16 protein-coding genes are annotated in these 18,242 nt (G+C 73.8%); 1 reads left to right on the forward strand and 15 read right to left on the reverse strand.

Features of this window, described 5'->3' with window-relative positions:
* The 12 genes from ABZ464_RS37305 to ABZ464_RS37360 all read right to left on the reverse strand — a co-directional run.
* The coding region (locus ABZ464_RS37305; RefSeq protein ID WP_359285031.1) for a type I polyketide synthase at window positions 1–1,931 on the reverse strand (1,931 nt) is incomplete at its 3' end.
* Window positions 1,932–2,136: 205 nt separating this feature from the next.
* The gene (locus ABZ464_RS37310; RefSeq protein ID WP_359285034.1) at window positions 2,137–3,195 is read right to left on the reverse strand and encodes an LLM class flavin-dependent oxidoreductase; all 1,059 of its coding nucleotides are present in this window, start codon (window positions 3,193–3,195) and stop codon (window positions 2,137–2,139) included.
* A complete protein-coding gene (locus ABZ464_RS37315; protein WP_359285036.1) occupies window positions 3,192–4,076 on the reverse strand; it encodes an alpha/beta hydrolase in 885 nt (294 codons plus the stop codon). Before ABZ464_RS37315 ends, ABZ464_RS37310 begins: the two co-directional genes overlap by 4 nt.
* A 1-nt stretch (window position 4,077) precedes the next feature.
* A complete protein-coding gene (locus ABZ464_RS37320) occupies window positions 4,078–4,956 on the reverse strand; it encodes a ferredoxin (protein ID WP_359285039.1) in 879 nt (292 codons plus the stop codon).
* Window positions 4,932–6,155: a cytochrome P450 gene (locus tag ABZ464_RS37325; RefSeq protein ID WP_359285042.1), complete on the reverse strand. Its 1,224-nt coding sequence runs from the start codon at window positions 6,153–6,155 to the stop codon at window positions 4,932–4,934. Before ABZ464_RS37325 ends, ABZ464_RS37320 begins: the two co-directional genes overlap by 25 nt.
* Entirely contained in the window at window positions 6,152–7,330 is a 1,179-nt protein-coding gene (locus ABZ464_RS37330; RefSeq protein ID WP_359285045.1) for an acyltransferase, read from the reverse strand. Before ABZ464_RS37330 ends, ABZ464_RS37325 begins: the two co-directional genes overlap by 4 nt.
* Window positions 7,331–7,444: 114 nt before the next feature.
* On the reverse strand, window positions 7,445–9,064 hold the full coding sequence (locus ABZ464_RS37335; protein ID WP_359285047.1) for an ABC transporter ATP-binding protein: 1,620 nt from the start codon (window positions 9,062–9,064) through the stop codon (window positions 7,445–7,447).
* Window positions 9,061–9,900, reverse strand: a complete 840-nt coding sequence (locus ABZ464_RS37340; RefSeq protein ID WP_359285050.1) for an ABC transporter permease — start codon at window positions 9,898–9,900, stop codon at window positions 9,061–9,063. Before ABZ464_RS37340 ends, ABZ464_RS37335 begins: the two co-directional genes overlap by 4 nt.
* Window positions 9,900–10,868, reverse strand: a complete 969-nt coding sequence (locus ABZ464_RS37345; protein ID WP_359285053.1) for an ABC transporter permease — start codon at window positions 10,866–10,868, stop codon at window positions 9,900–9,902. The genes ABZ464_RS37340 and ABZ464_RS37345 overlap by 1 nt, the downstream gene beginning before the upstream one ends.
* Window positions 10,868–12,499, reverse strand: a complete 1,632-nt coding sequence (locus tag ABZ464_RS37350) for an ABC transporter substrate-binding protein (protein WP_359285056.1) — start codon at window positions 12,497–12,499, stop codon at window positions 10,868–10,870. The genes ABZ464_RS37345 and ABZ464_RS37350 overlap by 1 nt, the downstream gene beginning before the upstream one ends.
* Window positions 12,500–12,556: 57 nt before the next feature.
* Window positions 12,557–13,621 carry an LLM class flavin-dependent oxidoreductase gene (locus ABZ464_RS37355; RefSeq protein ID WP_359285058.1) on the reverse strand — a complete coding sequence of 355 codons (1,065 nt, stop codon included), beginning with the start codon at window positions 13,619–13,621 and terminating at the stop codon, window positions 12,557–12,559.
* 96 nt (window positions 13,622–13,717) lie between these two features.
* A complete protein-coding gene (locus ABZ464_RS37360; protein WP_359285061.1) occupies window positions 13,718–15,166 on the reverse strand; it encodes a DHA2 family efflux MFS transporter permease subunit in 1,449 nt (482 codons plus the stop codon).
* Between the two features lie 79 nt (window positions 15,167–15,245).
* Between ABZ464_RS37360 and ABZ464_RS37365 the strand changes: the two genes are divergently transcribed.
* Complete coding sequence (locus ABZ464_RS37365; RefSeq protein WP_359285064.1) at window positions 15,246–15,923, forward strand: TetR/AcrR family transcriptional regulator; 678 nt, start codon at window positions 15,246–15,248, stop codon at window positions 15,921–15,923.
* Here ABZ464_RS37365 and ABZ464_RS37370 read toward each other — a convergent pair.
* The 3 genes from ABZ464_RS37370 to ABZ464_RS37380 are packed head-to-tail and all read right to left on the reverse strand — an operon-like array spanning window position 15,913 to window position 18,232.
* Window positions 15,913–16,401: a flavin reductase family protein gene (locus ABZ464_RS37370; protein WP_359285266.1), complete on the reverse strand. Its 489-nt coding sequence runs from the start codon at window positions 16,399–16,401 to the stop codon at window positions 15,913–15,915. The two genes, ABZ464_RS37365 and ABZ464_RS37370, sit on opposite strands and share 11 nt — an antisense overlap.
* Before the next feature lie 5 nt (window positions 16,402–16,406).
* The gene (locus tag ABZ464_RS37375) at window positions 16,407–17,495 is read right to left on the reverse strand and encodes an alpha/beta hydrolase (protein ID WP_359285067.1); all 1,089 of its coding nucleotides are present in this window, start codon (window positions 17,493–17,495) and stop codon (window positions 16,407–16,409) included.
* The gene (locus tag ABZ464_RS37380; protein ID WP_359285070.1) at window positions 17,492–18,232 is read right to left on the reverse strand and encodes a 2-oxo acid dehydrogenase subunit E2; all 741 of its coding nucleotides are present in this window, start codon (window positions 18,230–18,232) and stop codon (window positions 17,492–17,494) included. The genes ABZ464_RS37375 and ABZ464_RS37380 overlap by 4 nt, the downstream gene beginning before the upstream one ends.
* Window positions 18,233–18,242 lie beyond the last annotated feature (10 nt).

An 18,242-nucleotide genomic window follows, 5' to 3' on the forward strand; every position in this document is an offset into this window, starting at 1 on the left:
GTGAGTTCGCCGATGGAGTGTCCGGCGACCGCGTCGGGGGTGATGCCCCAGTGCGCGAGCAGGCGGGTCAGGGCGGTCTCCAACGCGAAGAGTGCAGGCTGTGCGTAGCGCGTTTCGTGGATCGACTCGTCGCCGCTGAGGACGAGTTCGCGTAGCGGGCGGTCGAGGTGGGGGTCGAAGGCGGCGCAGATCTCGTCGAAGGCGGCGGCGAACTCCCCGTACGTCTCGTACAGTTCACGTCCCATTCCGGGGCGCTGACTGCCCTGCCCCGAGTACACGAACGCCGTCCCGCCGCCCGAGGCGGCCGTGGCCTGGCCCCGTACCACCGCCGGATGCGCCTGACCCTCGGCCAGGGCTGTGAGGGCCGCCGCGGCCGTGTCGTGGTCGGTGGCGAGGACGACGGCGCGGTCCTCGAAGTGGGTGCGGGTCGTGGCCAGGGAGTACGCGGTGTCGAGCGGGCGCTGCCCGGTCGGGGCGAGGGTCCGGACGTGGTCGCGCAGCCGGGCCGCCTGGCCGCGCACCGCGTCGTCGCCGCGGCCCGAGACGAGCCAGGGCAGCGGGCCGGAGGGCGCGGCGGGCGTGGGGCCGGCCTCTGTGGGCACCGCAGTGCCCACGACCACATGGCAGTTGGTGCCGCCCATGCCGAACGAGCTGACGCCGGCGAGCAGCGGCTCGTCGTCCTGCCGGGGCCAGGCGCGGCCCTCCGTCACGACATCCAGGCCCAGCTCGGCGAGCGGGATGGAGGCAGGCGGCGTACGGAAGTTGAGGCTCGCGGGCAACCGCCCGTGGTGGACGGCGAGGGCGGTCTTGAGGAGGCCGACCAGGCCGGCCGCGCCTTCGAGATGCCCCACGTTCGTCTTCGCTGAGCCGACGAGCAGGGGCGGCGCCCCGGCTGCCACGCGCGCCGCGCCCAGCGCGGCCCCGAGCGCGGCGGCTTCGATCGGGTCGCCGACCGGTGTGCCCGTGCCGTGGAGTTCGACGTACTGCACCGCCGTGGGCGTGGTGCCCGCGTGGACGTGGGCCTCGCGGATCACCGCCTCCTGGGCCGCCCGGTCGGGGACGGTGAGACCCGCGGACGCGCCGTCGTTGTTGACCGCGCTGCCCAGCAGCGTGCACAGCACCGGGTCGCCGTCGGCGAGCGCCGCCGCCAGTGGCTTGAGGACGACGGCGACGCCGCCCTCACCGCGCACGTACCCGTTGGCCTCCGCGTCGAAGGTGCGGCAGCGGCCGTCCGGGGACAGCGCGCCGAACGTGGCGCTCGCGGCCGCGCTCGCCGGGCCCAGGACCAGGTTCACGCCGCCCACGATCGCCACGTCGGACTCGCCGCGGCGCAGGCTCTCACAGGCCAGGTGCACCGCCACGAGCGACGACGACTGGGCCGAATCCACGGTGAGGCTCGGACCGTTGAGACCGAGCACGTAGGAGAGGCGGTTCGCGAGGACGCCCCGGTTCAGACCGGTGATCGTGTGCCGGCCGACCGCGGCCGCGCCCTGGCGGTGGTGCAGCGCCGCGTAGTCGTCCCAGATGGCGGCGGCGAACACGGCGGTGCGGGTGCCGGCCAGGTCCGCGGGGACGATCCGGGCGTTCTCCAGCGCCTCCCAGCCCAGCTCCAGAAGCAGCCGCTGCTGCGGGTCCGTCGCCGCCGCCTCACGCGGCCCGATGCCGAAGAACGCCGCGTCGAACCGGTCGACGGCGTCGAGGTACGCCCCGAACCGGGGCGCGTCCCCCAGCTCCCGGCCCTCCGGCGCCTCACCCACCGCGCCCACGCCCCGGTCGAGCAGCTCCCAGAACGCGGCGACGTCCGGGGCACCGGGCAGCCGGCACGCCGCGCCGACCACGGCGATCGGGGCGCCGGACGCCTGCGGCGCGAGGGGGGCTTCGGCGGTCGGCCGGGCGGTGGGGGCAGTGGGGGCAGTGGGATCTGTGGGCATCGTGGGCTACCGGCTCCCTCGTCGACGACGGCACGGACCCGACGGCCGAGCCGTGTTCCTTCCTGCGGGATCACGCCCGGCCAGCGTCCGCGCGCCGCCTAACGGTGGCCTTTCGGCACGCTAAAGCCGTGCCGGGCCGGCCCCGGGAACGCCGAAAGCCCCGGCGACACCAGGGCCACCGGGGCGTGCGACGCGCGCCGCGCGCTCAGGGGGAAAGGCGGGGCAGGCAGTCCTTGGCGAAGACCCGCATTGACTCCCGCGCCGCCCGCGCCGGGAAGCGGCCGAAGCGGAAACCGGCGATGACGTACGACACCCCGACCTCGGTGAGTCGTGCCAGGCGCCGCGTCACCTCGTCCGCCGAACCGGCCACCAACAGATCCCCCGCCGCGGCGAGTTCCTCCGCGCTCAGCTCCTCGGCCCGCGGATACGGTGCCGCCCCGCCGAGCGGTACCCCGCCCTCGGCCAGTGCCCGCGACGTCGCCAGCTGCCGGGCCACCTCACGCACGGCCAGGCGCCGCGTCGCCGGGTCCGTACCGACGTACACGAAACGGTTCACGGCGACCTCACGGCTTCCCGCGGGCACCTCCGCGGCCGCCAGGGAACGGCGCACCGCCCGGCAGTGGTCCAGGACGGCCGGTTCGGGCATCGCCGCGTTCACCATGAAGTGGAAGCCCTCACGGACCGCGAAGGCCACCGAGTCAGGGCTGAGCGCGGCCGCCCACACCGGCGGGTGGGGGCGCTGCGCGACCCGGGGCAGCACCGTGGCCGGGGCGTCGATGCGGTGGAAGGCGCCCGCGAAGGAGGCGTCCCGCTCGCTCAGCAGCTTCCGCAGGACCAGCGCCGTCTCCTCGTAGCGGGCCCGGCTGTCGTCCGGCTCCCGGCCGAACACCCGGAACTCGTGCGGCTGGTAGCCGCGGCCGATCCCCACGTCGAGCCGGCCGCCCGACAACACGTCAAGGGTCGACACGTCGCACGCGAGGCGTACCGGATCCCACAGCGGCAGCACCAGCACGGACGTGCCGATCCGCAACCGCGGTGCCAGCGCGGCCACTTGAGCGAGCAACAGCAGCGGCGACGAGGTGAGGCTGTACGTCGAGAAGTGGTGCTCGGTGACCCACAGACCCTCGAAACCGGCCCCGTCCGCCCACACCGCGTCCTCGAACAACTCGGTGAACAGGACCTCGGCGTCGGCGCGTTCGGGCGACGGCGCCAGATTGAGGAACCCGACGCCCACGCGCAGCGCCGCGGGCGCGGCGCCGCTCACGGGTGCAGCCCCCGGCGCAGGGCCGCCAGGTGCTCGGCGCCGATCCTGCTCAGCTCGCGCGGATCGGTCGCCTCCCCGAACGCGTGGTACTGGCCGGGGAAGTTGTGCAGCTCCACGGGGACGCCCGCGCGAGCGAGCCGCAGCCCGTACTCGATGCCCTCGTCGCGCAGCGGATCGAGTTGCGCCGTCGAGATGTACGCGGGCGGCAGCCCCGACAGGTCCTCGGCGCGGGCCGGCGCCGCGTACACCGGGGCGCTGCCCAGCAGATCGCCCAGATACAGCTGCCAGCTCTCCTCCGCCAGCCGCCGGCTCCACACCGGGGTGTCCGTGAACGCCGTCATGGAACCGCTGTCCAGGCGGTCGTCCAGGACCGGCGTGCTCAGATGCTGGAACACCAGCGGCGGACCGCCCCGGTCCCGGGCCAGCAGCGCCGTACCGGCGGCGAGCGCCCCGCCGGAACTGGCCCCCGCCACCGCGAGCCGCGCCGGGTCGACACCCAGCGGGCCCGTGTTGCCGGCCATCCAGGACAGCGCGGCGTAGCAGTCGTCGAGGGCCGCCGGATAGCGGGCCTCCGGGGCGAGCCGATAGCTCACCGCGACGACGACCGCCGAGGCGTGCACCGCGGCCTGGGCGGCGCTGCCGTGCACCGCGTCGACATCGCCGAGGACGAAACCGCCGCCGTGGATCCACAGCACCGCGGGCAGCGCCGCCGCCGTGTCGTCCGGACGGTAGACCCGCACCCGGACATCGGTGACGCCGGGCGGCCCGGGCACCCGCTCCTCACGCACCTGCACACCCGGCACGGGCGGCAGTCGGCGCACATCGAGCAGCGGACCGCGATGCTCACCGAGCACATCGACGAGTCGTCCGGTCACCGGCATGTCAGGCCCCCTTCCCGACGGACCGGGCGTCCGCGATGCCCACGACGTCCGCACCGGCTCCACCGGGCCTGATGGGTCCGGCGTCCGCGCCAGTCCCGACGGTCCGGTCGGCCTCGTCGGTCGCGAGGGTGCCGTCAGTCCCGGTGTCCGCGGCGGTCCCGAGGGTCGGGTCGGCCTCGTCGGTCGCGAGGGTGCCGGCAGTCCTGGTGTCCGCGGCGGTCCCGAGGGTCGGGTCGGCCTCGTCGGTCGCGAGGGTGCCGGCAGTCCTGGCGTCCGCGCCAGTCCCGACGGTCCGGTCGGCCTCGTCGGTCGCGAGGGTGCCGTCAGTCCCGGTGTCCGCGGCGGTCCCGAGGGTCGGGTCGGCCTCGTCGGTCGCGAGGGTGCCGGCAGTCCTGGTGTCCGCGGCGGTCCCGAGGGTCGGGTCGGCCTCGTCGGTCGCGAGGGTGCCGGCAGTCCTGGCGTCCGCGGCAGTCCCGACGGTCGGGTCGGCCTCGTCGGTCGCGAGGGTGCCGTCAGTCCCGGCGTCCGCGATGCCCGCGACGTTTGCACCGGCCGCATCGGGCCCGGCGATCCCGTCCGTCCCAGCGACTCCCCCAGTCCCGCCGTCCACGGCGACTGGGTCGTCCGCGACCAGCGCGAGCGCCTGCGACGGGCACAGCGACACCGTCTCGCGCAGCCGCGTCTCGTCGGCCTCGTCGGCCACCCGCGCGTCGAGCACGAGCACGGTTCCCTCCTCCGACTGGTCGAACCGGTCCGGCGCGGACAGCACGCACTGTCCCGCGCCCAGGCACCGGCCCGGGTCCGCCGTGATGCGCATACGACGCACTTCCTCTCCCGACCACCCGCCCCGGGCGGTCACCATGTGACGGGCAGTTCCCATACGCCCTGCACCCCGCCGGGCTCCTTCACGGGCAGCCGCTGCGCGGGCACCGCGAGCCGCAGCCCGGGCAGCCGGCGGAACAGGGTGCTGAGCGCGATCTCCATCTCGGCGCGCGCCAGGTTCTGGCCGATGCACTGGTGCACCCCGTGCCCGAAGGAGATGTGGTGCCGGGCGCCGCGCGTCACGTCGAACGTGTCCGACCCGGCGAAGGCCAGCTCGTCCCGGTTCGCCGTGGAGATCACCACGACCACCCCGTCGCCCGCGCGGATCCGGTGCCCGGCCAGCTCGATGTCCTTCGTGGCGAACCGGGCCACCCCGTCGGCGATCGCCATGAACCGCAGCAACTCCTCGACGGCGGTGGGCAGCAGCGCCGCGTCCGCGCGCACGGCGGCCAGCTGGTCCGGGTTGTCCAGGAGCGTCAGGACACCGAGCGCGATGGCGCTCGCGGTGGTCTCGTGGCCCGCGACGAGCAACAGCAGCGCGATGTCGACCAGTTCGCGCCGCGTCAGCGCACCGGTGTCGACCTGCTCGGCGATCAGTGTGTCGAGCAGACCGTCGCCCGGCTCCGCCTGCTTGTGCCGGATCAGGCCGTCCAGATAGCGGCTGAGCTCGCCGAATGCTGCCGCGCTCTCCTCCAGGCTCGTAGACCCGGTGACAACACGGCGCGACTGGTGCTCGAAGAACGCGTGGTCGGAGTAGGGCACACCGAGCAGTTCGCAGATCACAATGGACGGCACCGGCAGCGCGAAGTCCGGCACCAGGTCCGCCACCGGGCCGCGCTCCTCGATCCGGTCGAGGAGGTCGTCGACCACCTTCTGAATCCGCGGCCGCAGCAGCGCCACCTTCTTCACGGTGAAACTCGACAGCATCATCCGCCGCTGCACCGTGTGCTCCGGCGGGTCCATGCCGATGAAGTTGCGTACCTTGCGCGCCGACTCGAAGCGCGGTGCCAGCGCGGGGAAGTGCGGATGGACCCGGTCCGAGGAGTACGTGGCCGCGTCCAGGAGCACCTGACGCGCCTCGGCGTGCCCGCTGACCGCCCACACCTGCCGCCCGTTGTAGAGCCGTACACGGGACACAGGCCCGTCCTCGGTGTACCGGTCGTAGCCGGCCGGCGGATGGTACGGGCAGCCGCGGGGCAGCGGATACGCGGGCGGCTCGGCGGCCGGCGCGGCCGAGGTCTCGGTCGTCTCGGTCATTCCTTGACCTCCAGGACTTTGGGGGCGTCCGGAACCGCGCCGGGGGCCACCCCCGGGCGCTGCCGGGGTGCGGAGAAGCGGCGCACGAGCGGGGTCTCCACCCAGGTGAACAGGGCGTGGGCCAGAGCCAGCGACACCGCGAACGCGGCGAGGGCCAGAGCGATGCCGGCCGCCGACGACCGGCCGGCGTCCTGGATCAGCCACTTGTGGCCGTACGTGACGACCAGGCCGTGCACCATGTAGAACGCGAACGAGATCTCGCCGAGCCGCACCAGGACCCGGCCGCGCAGCGGCGAGCGCCGCCCGTCCGTGTCCGCGAGGGCGGCCGCCGCGACCAACGGGGCCAGCCACAGCGCGGCGGACCCGGCCACCGAGAACAGGTACGGGACGTAGGAGACGACGACGTATCCGGCGACCGCGATGGCGACGGCCGGGGCGAGGGAGACGCGCGGCCAGCGGCCCGCCCGCACGATCAGGGCCAGCAGCATGCCGAGGACGAACTCCAGGGCCCGCACCGGCGGGAAGAAGTACACGAACCAGATCTGCTCGAAGGAGTACGTGCCGTCGGCGATGCCGGGGAGTCTCGCACCGGAGATCGCGGAGCGGGCGATCAGCGGAGCGGCGAACATCAGGGCGGCCACGACGGCGACGGCCGGCCACAGCAGCCGGACGGGGATCGCCTTCACCGCACGCAGCAGCAGCGGGAACGCCAGGTAGAAGAAGACCTCGCAGGCCAGCGACCAGCTCACCGCGTTCATCGAGTTGGTGGTGGCCATGTCCGGGAACCAGCTCTGCACGAGGAACAGGTTCGCCAGCGCCTGCCCGCCGCTGATCTTCTCGGCGGCGACGGTCATGAGGACCGCGGCGAGCGCGAAGGTCACCAGATGGTTGGGGTAGATCTTGACCAGCCGGCGCCGCCACAGCCGCGGGGCCGTGTCGTCGGTCCGTGCCGACCAGGTCAGCACGAACCCGCTGAGGACGAAGAAGAAACAGACGCCGTAGAAGCCGGCCTTGGCCAGGATGTCGCCCAGCGAGTCCCCGAGCCCGCCGCCGATGTAGCGGGACGGCAGGAACGTGACGTGGAAGGCGAACACGAGGAAGGCGGCGATGAAGCGAAGTCCCGTCAGGGACGGCAGTTTTCGGGCGGCGGCGCCCGGTGGTGGGGACTGCGGCATGGTCTCGCGCTCCTGGGTGGGAGGGAACGGGCATGCCGAGGCTGGCAGTTGCCGATTGGCCGGATCTAAAGTCGTCCTTTGGCCGGTGTTGGAGGACGGCGGCGGGAGGCGGGGTCACGTGGGCTCCCCGACGTGGTCGTCGCGCCGCGGGCGGGGCACGGCGTCCAGCAGGGCCCGCGTGTAGGCGTGCCGGGGCCCGGCGAACACCTCCTCGACGGGGCCGCTCTCCACGACGCGGCCGTCCTTCATGACGAGGACGCGTTCGCTGATCTCCCGTACGACGGCGAGGTCGTGGGAGATGAACAGGGTGGCAAGACCGAGTTCCTGCTGGAGCGAGCGCAGCAGCTGCAGCACCTGGGCCTGCACCGACACATCGAGCGCGGACACCGGTTCGTCGCACACGAGCAGCCGAGGGCGGGACGCGAGGGCCCGGGCGATGGCGACGCGCTGGCGCTGGCCGCCGGACAGGGCGAGCGGCCTGCGCTCCAGGTGGGTCTCGCCGAGCCCGACCTGCTTCAGCAGCCGCAGCGTCTCGGCGCGCCGGGCCTCGCGGGGCGTGTCCGCGGTGCCGAGCGCCTCACCGATGACACGGGCCACGCTCCAGCGCGGGTCGAAGGCGCTCAGCGGGTCCTGGGGGACGAGTTGCAGGGTGCCGCGGCGCGGGCGGCGCTCGCGCTCGCGCAGGCCGCTCCACGGCTCGCCCGCGAGCCGCACCTGCCCGGCGTCCGGCGGGAGGAGGCCGAGGACGATCCGGGCGAGCGTCGACTTGCCCGAGCCGGACTCGCCGACGATCCCGAGGGTCTCGCCCGGATGCAGGGTCAGGGAGACGTCGTGCACGGCGGTGCGCCGCACACCCCGGGCCGCCCTGAACTGCTTGGCGACACCGCTCACTTCGAGCAACGGGGTGCCGGCCCGCGGTGCCCGCTCGGGGCGGCGGGCCGGCCGGCCGCGCCCCGGGACGGCCGCCAACAGGCTCTTGGTGTACGGGTGTTGAGGGGCGTGCAGGACGTCGGCGGCGGCGCCGTTCTCGACGATCTCGCCCGCGTGCATGACGGCGATCTCGTCGGCGAGCGCCTCGACGACCGCGAGGTCGTGGCTGATCAGGAGCAGCCCCGTGCCGTCCGTCTTGAGGCCGCCGAGGAGTTCCAGGACACGGGCCTGGACGGTGGCGTCGAGCGCGGTCGTCGGCTCGTCGGCGATGAGGGCGCCGGGCCCCGCGGCCAGCGCCGACGCGATCAGGGCGCGCTGGCGCAGCCCACCGGACAGCTGGTGGACGTAACTGCGGGCGCGCTCACGGGGTTCGGGCATCCCGACGCGTTCCAGGAGGTCCACGACCCGGCCGGGTGCCTCTCTGCGGGTCACGAGACGGTGGGTGAGCAGCGGCTCGGCGACCTCCCGGCCGACGGGGCGCAGCGGGTCGAGGGCGACCAGGGCGTCCTGCGCGACCAGGCCGACGCGGCGGCCGCGCACCGCACGCCACTCGCGCGGCCCGAAGGCGAGCGCGTCCTGCCCGTCGAGGCGCAGCCGGCGCGCGGTGACGTGCGCGGTCGGCCCGGCGAGGCCGAGGAGACTGCGGGCCAGGGCGCTCTTGCCGGACCCCGACTCGCCGACCACGGCCAGGCAGCGGCCCGCGTCGAGGCTGAGGGAGACGTCGCGTACGGCGTGCACGGCGGCCGGGCCCGACCCGAACCGCACGTCGAGCCCGTCGACGTCGAACAGCGGTGTGCCGGTCATCGCGGGGACCGCCCTTCCCTAGGGGCCTGCGCGTGGCGTCCCAGGACGGTCACGGCGAGGACGGTGCCGACGAGCAGCAGACCGGGGAACAGGGCGATCCACCAGGCCTGTTCGAGATAGCCCTGCCCCTCGGTGAGCATGGCGCCCCACTCCGGCGTCGGCGGCTGAGCGCCGAGCCCGAGGTAACTGAGCGCCGCGCCGGTGGAGATGGACGCGCCGAGCGTCACCGTGGCCAGGACCAGGAGCGGGCCGACCGTGTTCGGGACGATGTGCCGTACGACGACGAGCGGGCGCGGTACACCGAGTGCGACGGCCGCCTCGACATAGCCGGAGCGGCGCACGACGAGGGCCTGGGAGCGCACCACGCGGGCGAACCCGGGAGCGGTGCCGACGGCGACGGCGAGCGTGGTGCCGAGCACCCCCTTGCCGGTGATCAGGACGACGAGGAGCGCGAGCAGCAGCCCGGGCAGGGCGAGCAGGGCGTCGGCGGCGCGCATCAGCACGGCGTCCCCGAACCGGCCCAGCAGCGCCGCCCCGAGCCCCCAGACGACGGCGAGCCCCATGCCCACGCCGGTGGCGGCGGCGCCGACCGCCAGCGAGTAGCGGGTGCCGTGGACGACCCGGGCGAACACGTCACGGCCCAACTGGTCGGTACCGAACCAGTGGTGGCCGTCCGGCGGCAGCAGCGCCCGCGCGGGATCGGTGGCGGCCGGGTCGCCGGGCGCGAGGAGCTGGGGTGCGAGGGCCGCGAGGAGGATGACGGCGAGGACGAGCGCGGCGACGGTCGCGGCGGCGGCGCGCGGCCGGCTCCTGGCCGGGTGGCGTGATGTCGACATCAGGCGGCGCTCACCCCCGTCTCCTTGCGCAGCCGCGGGTCCACCACGGTGTACGCCAGGTCGACGAGCGCGGCGACCACGACGAACACGACCGCGGACAGGGCCACCACCCCCTGGATCACCGGCAGATCGCGGTCGGCGACGGCCTGCAGGGTGACCCGGCCGATGCCGGGCCGCGCGAACACGTTCTCGACGACGACGGCACCGCCCAGCAGGGTCCCGGTGAACCAGCCGGCCAGGGTCAGCGCGGGCAGCGCCGCATGCCGCAGCGCGTGCTGGGAACGCACCCGGTGCTCGGCGAGGCCGCGCGCCCGGGCGGTCAGCGTGAACGGCTGGTCGAGCGCGCCGAGCAGCCCCTCGCGCAGCACCGGGGCGAGCACCGCCGCGATGGGCAGGGCCAGCGTCAGCACCGGCAGCACCAGGGAGCGCGCGTCGCCGGAGTCGGCGACCGGCAGCCAGCCCAGCCGGAACGAGAACACCGTCAGGAGCAGGATGCCCAGCCAGAACGAGGGCGTGGAGACGACGACGAGTTCGACGACCGAGGACAGCCGGCGCGGCCAGCGGGCGCGCCCGGTGGTGAGCAGGGTGACGGCGACGGCGAGCAGGACGGCCGTGATCGTCGACCACAGGGCGAGCTGGGCCGTCGGCCCGAACTGGTCGGCCAGGACGTCGCCGACCGGCTGCTGCAACTGGTAGGAGTCGCCGAGCTCGCCCCTGGCCAACTGCCCCAGATGGCTCAGGTACTGCAGTGGCAGCGGCCGGTCCAGGCCGTACTCGTGGCGGATCGCGTCGCGCTGCTCGGCGCCGACCAGCGCGTGGGAGCCGACGATCGCCTTCACCGGGTCGCCCGGCACCAGTTGGAGGACGACGAAGGCACAGGTGGCCGCCGCCCAGACGACCAGGAGCGCGGAGCCGAGCCGGGTGGCCGCGTAACGCAGCACGAGCGGGGCGCGCGTCGGCGCACTCATCAGCCCTCCACCCAGGCGCCGTAGAACTCGGGCCACGCCGAGATCGACATCCGCAGTCCGTGCACCTTCTTGCTGAAGCCGACGACGGAAGTGTTCACGTAGGCGGGGACGACGGCGGCCTGACGGAGTGTCCAGCGCTGCACCTTGGCGTAGTTCGCGGCGCGCTCGGCCGGCCGCTGCGCGGTCTGCGCCGCGTGCAGCCAGCGGTCGACCTGGTCGTCGGTGACATGCGCGAAGTTGTGGCCGCCGCCGACCGACGTCTCGCTGGACAGGAAGAACTGGCTGAGGATGTCGCCGTCGGCGCGCGCCCAGCCGGTCTCCACCACGTCGTAGCGCCCCTTGTCGAGCCGGTCGGAGACCTCGGTGGCGTCGGTGGAGGCGTCGAGCGCGAGCAGGATGCCGGACTTCTTCAGGTCGCCCTGCACCGCCTGCGCGAACAGGCTCGGCTGCCCGTAGACGGGGGCGCGCACGGTGAGCCGCTTGCCGTTCTTGGTGCGGTAGCCCTCGGCGTCACGGCCGGTCCAGCCCGCCTCGTCGAGCAGCCGTGCGGCCAGCTTGCGGTCGACGGGCCAGGACTTCTCCAGCGACGCGTCGTAGCTGTGCGGGGTGGTGGGGGCGAGGGTGCTCCAGGCGCGGGTGCCGGTGCCGAGGAAGACGGACTTCACCAACGCGTCCAGGTCGATGGCCCGTTGGAAGGCGCGGCGCACCCGTACGTCGGAGAAGAGCGGGCTCGTGGTGTTGAGGTAGAAGCTGTCGACGGCGCCGGGCGTGGCCCTCTTCACCACGCCCAGGCGGGTGTTGCGGGCGACGGCCGCGTACTGGTTGGCGGGCAGCGCGCCCGCCGCGTCGATCTGCCCGGAGGTGAGCATGCCGACCCGGGTCGCAGCCTCCGGCACGAACCGGACGGTGACCTGGTCGAGGCGGGCCGGGCCGGACTGGCCGGCGCCCTGCGGCGCCCAGTCGTAGGCGGCGTTGCGGGTGTAGACGCGCTGCTGCCCGCGCGCGTACCGGCCCGCCTTGAACGGCCCCGAGCCCACGGAGTCGGTGCCCGCGCACAGTTTGTCGTTGCCGTCGTCGAGCGAGGCGGGGGAGGCGATGCCCAGGTTGGTGGTGCTGGCGGCCTGGAGGAAGGGGGCGTAGGGGCGGCTGAAGCGCACCTGCACCGTGTACCGGTCCTTGACGGTGGTGGAGCGGTACGGGCCGAGCAGCCCGGCGGCGTACTGGGACTGGGTGCGCTTGGCGGTGATGTGGTCGAAGTTGGCCTTCACGGCGGCCGCGTCGAAGTGGGTGCCGTCGTGGAAGGTGACGTCCTTGCGCAGCGCGAAGGTGTACGTGCGGCCGCCGTCGCCGATCGTCCACTTCGTGGCCAGCCACGGCTTCAGGTCGCCGTCCGGCGTCTGGTAGACGAGCGAGTCGAAGACCGGGCGCTGCACGAACGCCGTCACGTCCTGCGCGCTGGTGTGCGGGTCCCAGCAGTCCGGCTCCTGGTCCGCCGCGTAGCTGAGCGTGCCGCCGGACCGTGGCGCCGCGGCCCCGGCGGCGCCGGGGCCGCCACCGCTGCTGCAGCCGGCGACGGCGAGCGCGAACGGGACGAACAGGGCTGCGGTGCGGACGGTCCGGCGTGGATGCATGGGGGCTCCGTATGGCGCGAAGGGGTGCGAGTGCCGAGGGAACTGTCGCCAGCCGGGCTAAAGCGGAGCTGAAACGCTCTCCGCGGTGCCGGGCCTGACCTCGGCCGCCGCCTGTGCGAGGAGCCGGAAGGAGTGCAGCCTCTCCTCCTGGTCGGGCACGACGGTCAGCGCCATCACCTCGTCAGCACCGGTGGCCGCAACCAGTGCGTCCAGCTTCTGCCGCACGGTGTCCGGGCCGCCGATCAACTGCGGCTCGGCGAGGTCGTCGAGGAAGCCGCGCTCGGCCTGCGTGAAGGTGTGCGCGGCCGCGGTCGCCGCCGAGGGGAACGCGTCGAAGCGCGGCACCTGGCGCATCCAGATCTTGCCGAGGAGATACGGGGCCGCGACCCGCCAGGCGTCCCGGTCGTTGTCCGCCACGGTCGCGAGCGCGGCGATCAGCGTGCGCGGCCGGTCCAGGTGGGGGGAGGGCCGGAAGGCGCTGCGGTAGGCGTCGAGCGAGGGCAGCGTCGCGTACGGGTTGATCTGGTGCGCGTACGCGTACGGCAGCCCGAGCGCGCCTGCGAGCTGTGCGCTCGACGGGCTGGAGCCCAGCGCCCACAGGTCGGGACGGCCGTCCGCGGCCGGTACGGCGATGATGCCGGAGGTCGGGTCGCCCGGCGCGAAGTAGCCGTTCAGCTCGGTGAGTTGACCGGTGAAGTCGTCGCCGCCGCGGTCGGGTGCCCGGCGCAGCGCGCGGGCGGTCAGCGGGTCGGTGCCCGGGGCCCGGCCGAGACCGAGGTCGATGCGGCCCGGGTGCAGTGCCTCCAGCGTGCCGAACTGCTCGGCGACCACCAGCGGCGCGTGGTTGGGCAGCAGCACCCCGCCGGATCCGACCCGCAGCGTTGTCGTGGCGGCGGCGAGCCGGCCTATGAGGATGCCCGGCGCGGACGTGGCGAGGCTGGGTGTGTTGTGGTGCTCGGCGACCCAGTACCGCCGGTAGCCGAGCGCCTCGACCTGTGGGGCGAGGGCGACGGTGCGGCGCAGCGCGTGGGTGGCGGAGTCCTCCTCGAAGACGGGGACGACGTCGAGGACGGACAGGGCGAGGGGGGAAGACGGGGAGAGTGGAGAATCGGTTCGGCTCATCGGTGGACTCCGGTGTGCTCAGGGGCTGTCGGTCCGGGGCTGCGCCCGCCGGCGCGGGGGATTGACCGGCGGGCACAGCGGTACCGGGGGTGGACCTCAGGCGTGGTCCGCGACGGGCTCGGCCGGTGCGGCCGCGGGCGCGGGCTGCGGCTTGCCCGGCAGCAGCAGGCCCGCGACGAGGACGACGACCGCCGCCGCGACCGGCCACCAGAAGGCGTTGCCGAACGAGTCGGCCGTGGGCGCGGTGTGCGCGCCGCCGCCCTGCAGCAGCAGCGCCACGACGGCGATGCCCAGGGACGCCCCGATCTGGTTGAGGATGAACACCGCGCCGGTCGCGCCGGCGACGGCCTCGCCGGGCACGGTCCGGTACACCGAGCCCATGGTGGGAGCGCCGACCAGGCCCATGCCGAAGCCCGCGGCGAGCTGCGCCACCGTCAGCGCCACCTGGGAGCTGTCCGCGTCGGACTGCGTGAACACCAGCGCCCCGGCCCCGATCAGCAGGGCGCCGACGGGCACCAGCCGCTTCGCGCCGAACTTGTCGGCGAGGTTGCCGGCGACCGGCATGCCGATCAGGGTGCCGAGCCCGAGCGGCGCGAGCAGCAGCCCGGATTCCAGGACGCTGTGCCCGTGCACCTGCTGGTAGTACAGCGGCAGCAGGAACAGCAGGGAGAACAGACCGCCGCCGAGCAGGAACATCGTGGCCACGCTCGCCGAGAAGCCCTTGCTGGAGAAGAGCCGCACATCGAGCAGCGGGGTCTTGCTGGTGCGCAGCGCGTGCACGGTGTAGCCGACGAACAGGGCGAGCCCGAGGACGAGACCCACGACGACCGTGGCGCTGCCGAAGCCGTGCGCGCCCGCCTGGGACAGGGCGTAGACGACGGCGGCGAAGCCGGGGCACAGCAGGGCCACGCCGAGCGCGTCCAGAGATACGGGATCGGAGCCGCGCGGCGGGTCGGCGGGCAGCACCCGGATCGCGAGGACGATCGCTGCGAGCGCGAAGGGGATGTTCACCAGGAACATCCACTCCCACGAGAGGTTCTCCAGGAGCAGACCGCCCACGATGGGGCCGACGACCGGGCCGAGCGTGATCGGCACCGAGATCAGGCCCATCACCCGGCCCATCCGCTCCGGGCCCGCCGCGGTCGCCACGACGGTCATCATGATCGGGTCGACCATGCCGCCGCCCAGGCCCTGCAGGACGCGGAAGGCGATCAGGCTCTCCGCGTTCCAGGCCACGGCGCACAGCGCGGAGCCCGCGAGGAACAGGGTCAGACCCAGCAGCCACATCTTCTTGGCGCCGAAGCGGACCATGGCCCAGCCGGCCACCGGGATGGTGAGCGCGACGGCCAGCAGATAGCCGGTGGTGACCCACTCGATGGTGGAGAGGGTCGCGCGGAACTCGCCGCCGAGCGTGCTGATCCCGACGTTGACGATGGTCGCGTCCAGGTAGGACATCATCCCGCCGAGCACCATCACGCCCACCACGGTGAGCAGTGCGGCATCGAGCCGGGCGGGCCCGGCCTCCTCCGCCTTCGTTACAGACACAGCAACTCCCTTTAACCGACTAGCCCTGCGAATTGAACTGGGTAGTTAAATTCTATGGCTGGCACGGTAGCATGGCCGTATGAACGTTGGCGAGAGCGAGAAGACCGCGGCCGTACCCGCCGAGCGGGGACGCATGGACAAGCGCAGGGCGATCGTGGATGCGGCGCTGCGCGTCTTCGCGCGCGTGGGTTACACGCAGGCGAGCCTCGACATGATCGCCACCGAGGCGGGCGTCTCGAAGCCGACGATCTACAACCATCTCGGTTCGAAGGAGAACCTGTTCCGGCACGTCATGACCGAGACGGCGGCCGGGGCCAACGCCAAGACGCTGCACGTCCTGCAGGACTTCCCCACCGACCCCGAGCGGCTGCGGCCGGGCCTCCAGGACGTCGCGCACAAGCTGGTCGACTGCTACTGCGACGAGCGCTCCGAGGCGGTGCGCCGGCTCCTGTACGCGGAGGCCGTGCGCTTCCCCGACCTGTTCGACGCCGTACGGGCCAGCGGGCCCGACCAGTTCACCGAAGCCCTCGCCGGCCGGCTCGCCCGCCTGTCCAACGCCGGGCACCTGCGCATTCAGGACCCCGTCCGGGCCGCCAACCAGTTCATCGCCCTCATCTACGACGAGCTGCCGGGCATGAGCGCCCTCGGCACCCGCCCGCTCGACCCGGAGCAGGTCGCCGAGGTCGTCACGGCCGGCGTCGAGACGTTCCTGCGGGCCTTCGGCGCGGGCGCGGACGAGGAACGGGTCAGCGACTGAACCCGCCGAAGACGCCGCGGTAGAACAGCAGCGGCTCGCCGTCCGCCGTCGCGTCCAGGGCCCGCACCCGCGTCACCACGATCGTGTGGTCCCCGGCCGGGTACTCCGCCTCCACCGAGCACTCCAGCCAGGCCAGCGAGCCCTCCAGGACCGGCGTCCCGCCCGGCGACCGGGTCCAGGGCAGGCCGCGGAACTTGTCCGTGCCCGACGCCGCGAGCCGGTTCGCCGCCTCCCGCTGCCCGGCGCCCAGGATGCTGATGCCGAGCAGCCCCGCCGCCCGGATGCGCGGCCAGCTGCTGCTGGTGTGCGCCACGCAGAAGGACACCAGCGCCGGTTCGAGCGACACCGAGCAGAACGAGTTCGCCACCAGGCCCGCCCGCGTCCCGTCCGCCGGATCGGTCGCGGCCACGGCGACCACGCCGGTCGCGAACCGGCCCAGCACGTTGCGCAGACATCGGGAGCCGCCGTCGAGCAGCATCTCGCTCACGCGGACCGCCCCTGGCCGTATCGCAGCCGGGCGAACTCGCGGGTAAGGGCGGCGCGTTCGGCCCCGTAGCCGCCGCGCATCCGCAGCACCGACAGCAGCGTCCACAGCCGTGTCTGGGCGAAGTGTGACGGCGAGCCGTGCACGTCGTCATGGGCCAACAGCCGTATCCCCCGCACCTCTTCGCGCAGATGGCGGGCGTCGGCCGGTGGGATGATCTCGTCGCGCAGACTGGTCACATGGGCCACCGGCACCCGCAGCGCGGCCAGTTCGTCCCCGGTCAGCGCCCAGTCCCGGATGAGGTCGTACACCTTCTCCGGCGCCGTGCCCGTCAGATGGGCGAGGGTGGCGGTGGTGACCTGCGGCACATGCCGCTGCCAGCCGGTGTCCGTGAAGAAGTCCCGCACCGGCAGTCCCGCCCCCACCACACCCCGGATCCGGTCGTCGCGCAGCGCGGCCCGCAGCGCCAGATGCCCGCTGAAGCTCAGCGCCAGCGCGTACGTGCGGGACACGTCCGCGCGGCCGGTGACCGCGTCGAGCAGTGCGGAGAACATGCCGGGGGAGTCCGCGTCGTAGGGCAGCGTGTTCTCGCCGACGCCCGGCATCTCCGTGACCACGCCCGCGAAACCGAGGTCGCCGAGTTGCGTCAGCACCGGCGCCCACTGCTCCTTGACCGAGACGATGCCGCCGGTCATCACCAGCAGCGGCCGCGGTTCGGCGGCGTTCAGGCCCACCGTCCAGCAGCGCACCCGGCCCGCGTGCAGCGTCACGTCGAGCCGCTCGATCGCCGGGAACGCCTCCGTGCGCCAGGCGTCGAACGTCTCGGTGCAGCGCTCCAGGGCGCCCTGCCGGGCCGGGCCGTCCACGTACGGGAAGCGGGCCATGTTGTAGTGCACACAGGCGTCGAGGAGGCGTCCCCGCCCGGCCAGCCGGTCCGCCTCGGCGCTCCACTCGTACGTCCACGACCCCGGCGTGCCGTCGCCGTCGTCATGGATGCGGGCGAGCAGCGGGTCGTAGTGCTCGGGCGGCAGACCCTGCGAACGGGTGTGGGCCACCACGAAGTTCTTCAGTTCCGCGATGTCGTTCATACGCTCTCCAGCGCCTCCTTGACCTCGGTCAGCACGTCCGCCGCCTCGGCCCCGTCGATCACCCGGTGGTCGAAGCAGCAACTGAGCCGCAGTACGGGCGCCACCGTCACCTCCCCGTCGCGCGCCACGGGCCGGTCGGTGACCCGGCCCACGCCGAACGTCAGCGTCGTGCCGCCCACCGACTGGAAGGAGTCCACCGCCCGGTGGCCGAGCGACGTCACCGCGACCGTGCCCGTCAGATGCGGCCGCAGCGCCAGCGAGCGGGCCGCCTGCCTGAACCGCCGCCGGGCCGCGAGCAGCGCGCCCCGGTGCAGCGCCCGGATGCCCTCGAACTCCGGCGCCCGCTCCGGATCGCTCTCCCGCACCCGCTCCAAGTGCCGCTGGATGTCCGCCAGCCGGGCCTCGTGCAGATCAGGGACGACCGTGCCGAGCACCACCCGGTGGCCGTCCAGCGTGCGGTCCAGGGTGAGCTTGCCGCTGACGAACGGATAACGGGCGACGCGCGGCCGCCACGGCGGGCCGCTCACCGCCGCGTTCGCCTCAGGATGCTTGGCAAGCACCCCGCCCACCGCGTGCAGCACGTACGCGGTCGTCGCGTACCGCACCCCGTCGGCAGCCAGGGCCGCCGCCCGGTGCGCGCGGACCGCGCTCATGTCGACCTCCGTGTCCAGGAAGACCGGCGCGAACTCCCGGATCACCTCCTGGAAGAACAGCGTGTGCCGGCGCTGGCGTGGCATCGGTTCACCG

The organism is Streptomyces sp. NPDC005820, assembly GCF_040630255.1.
GTDB lineage: Bacteria > Actinomycetota > Actinomycetes > Streptomycetales > Streptomycetaceae > Streptomyces.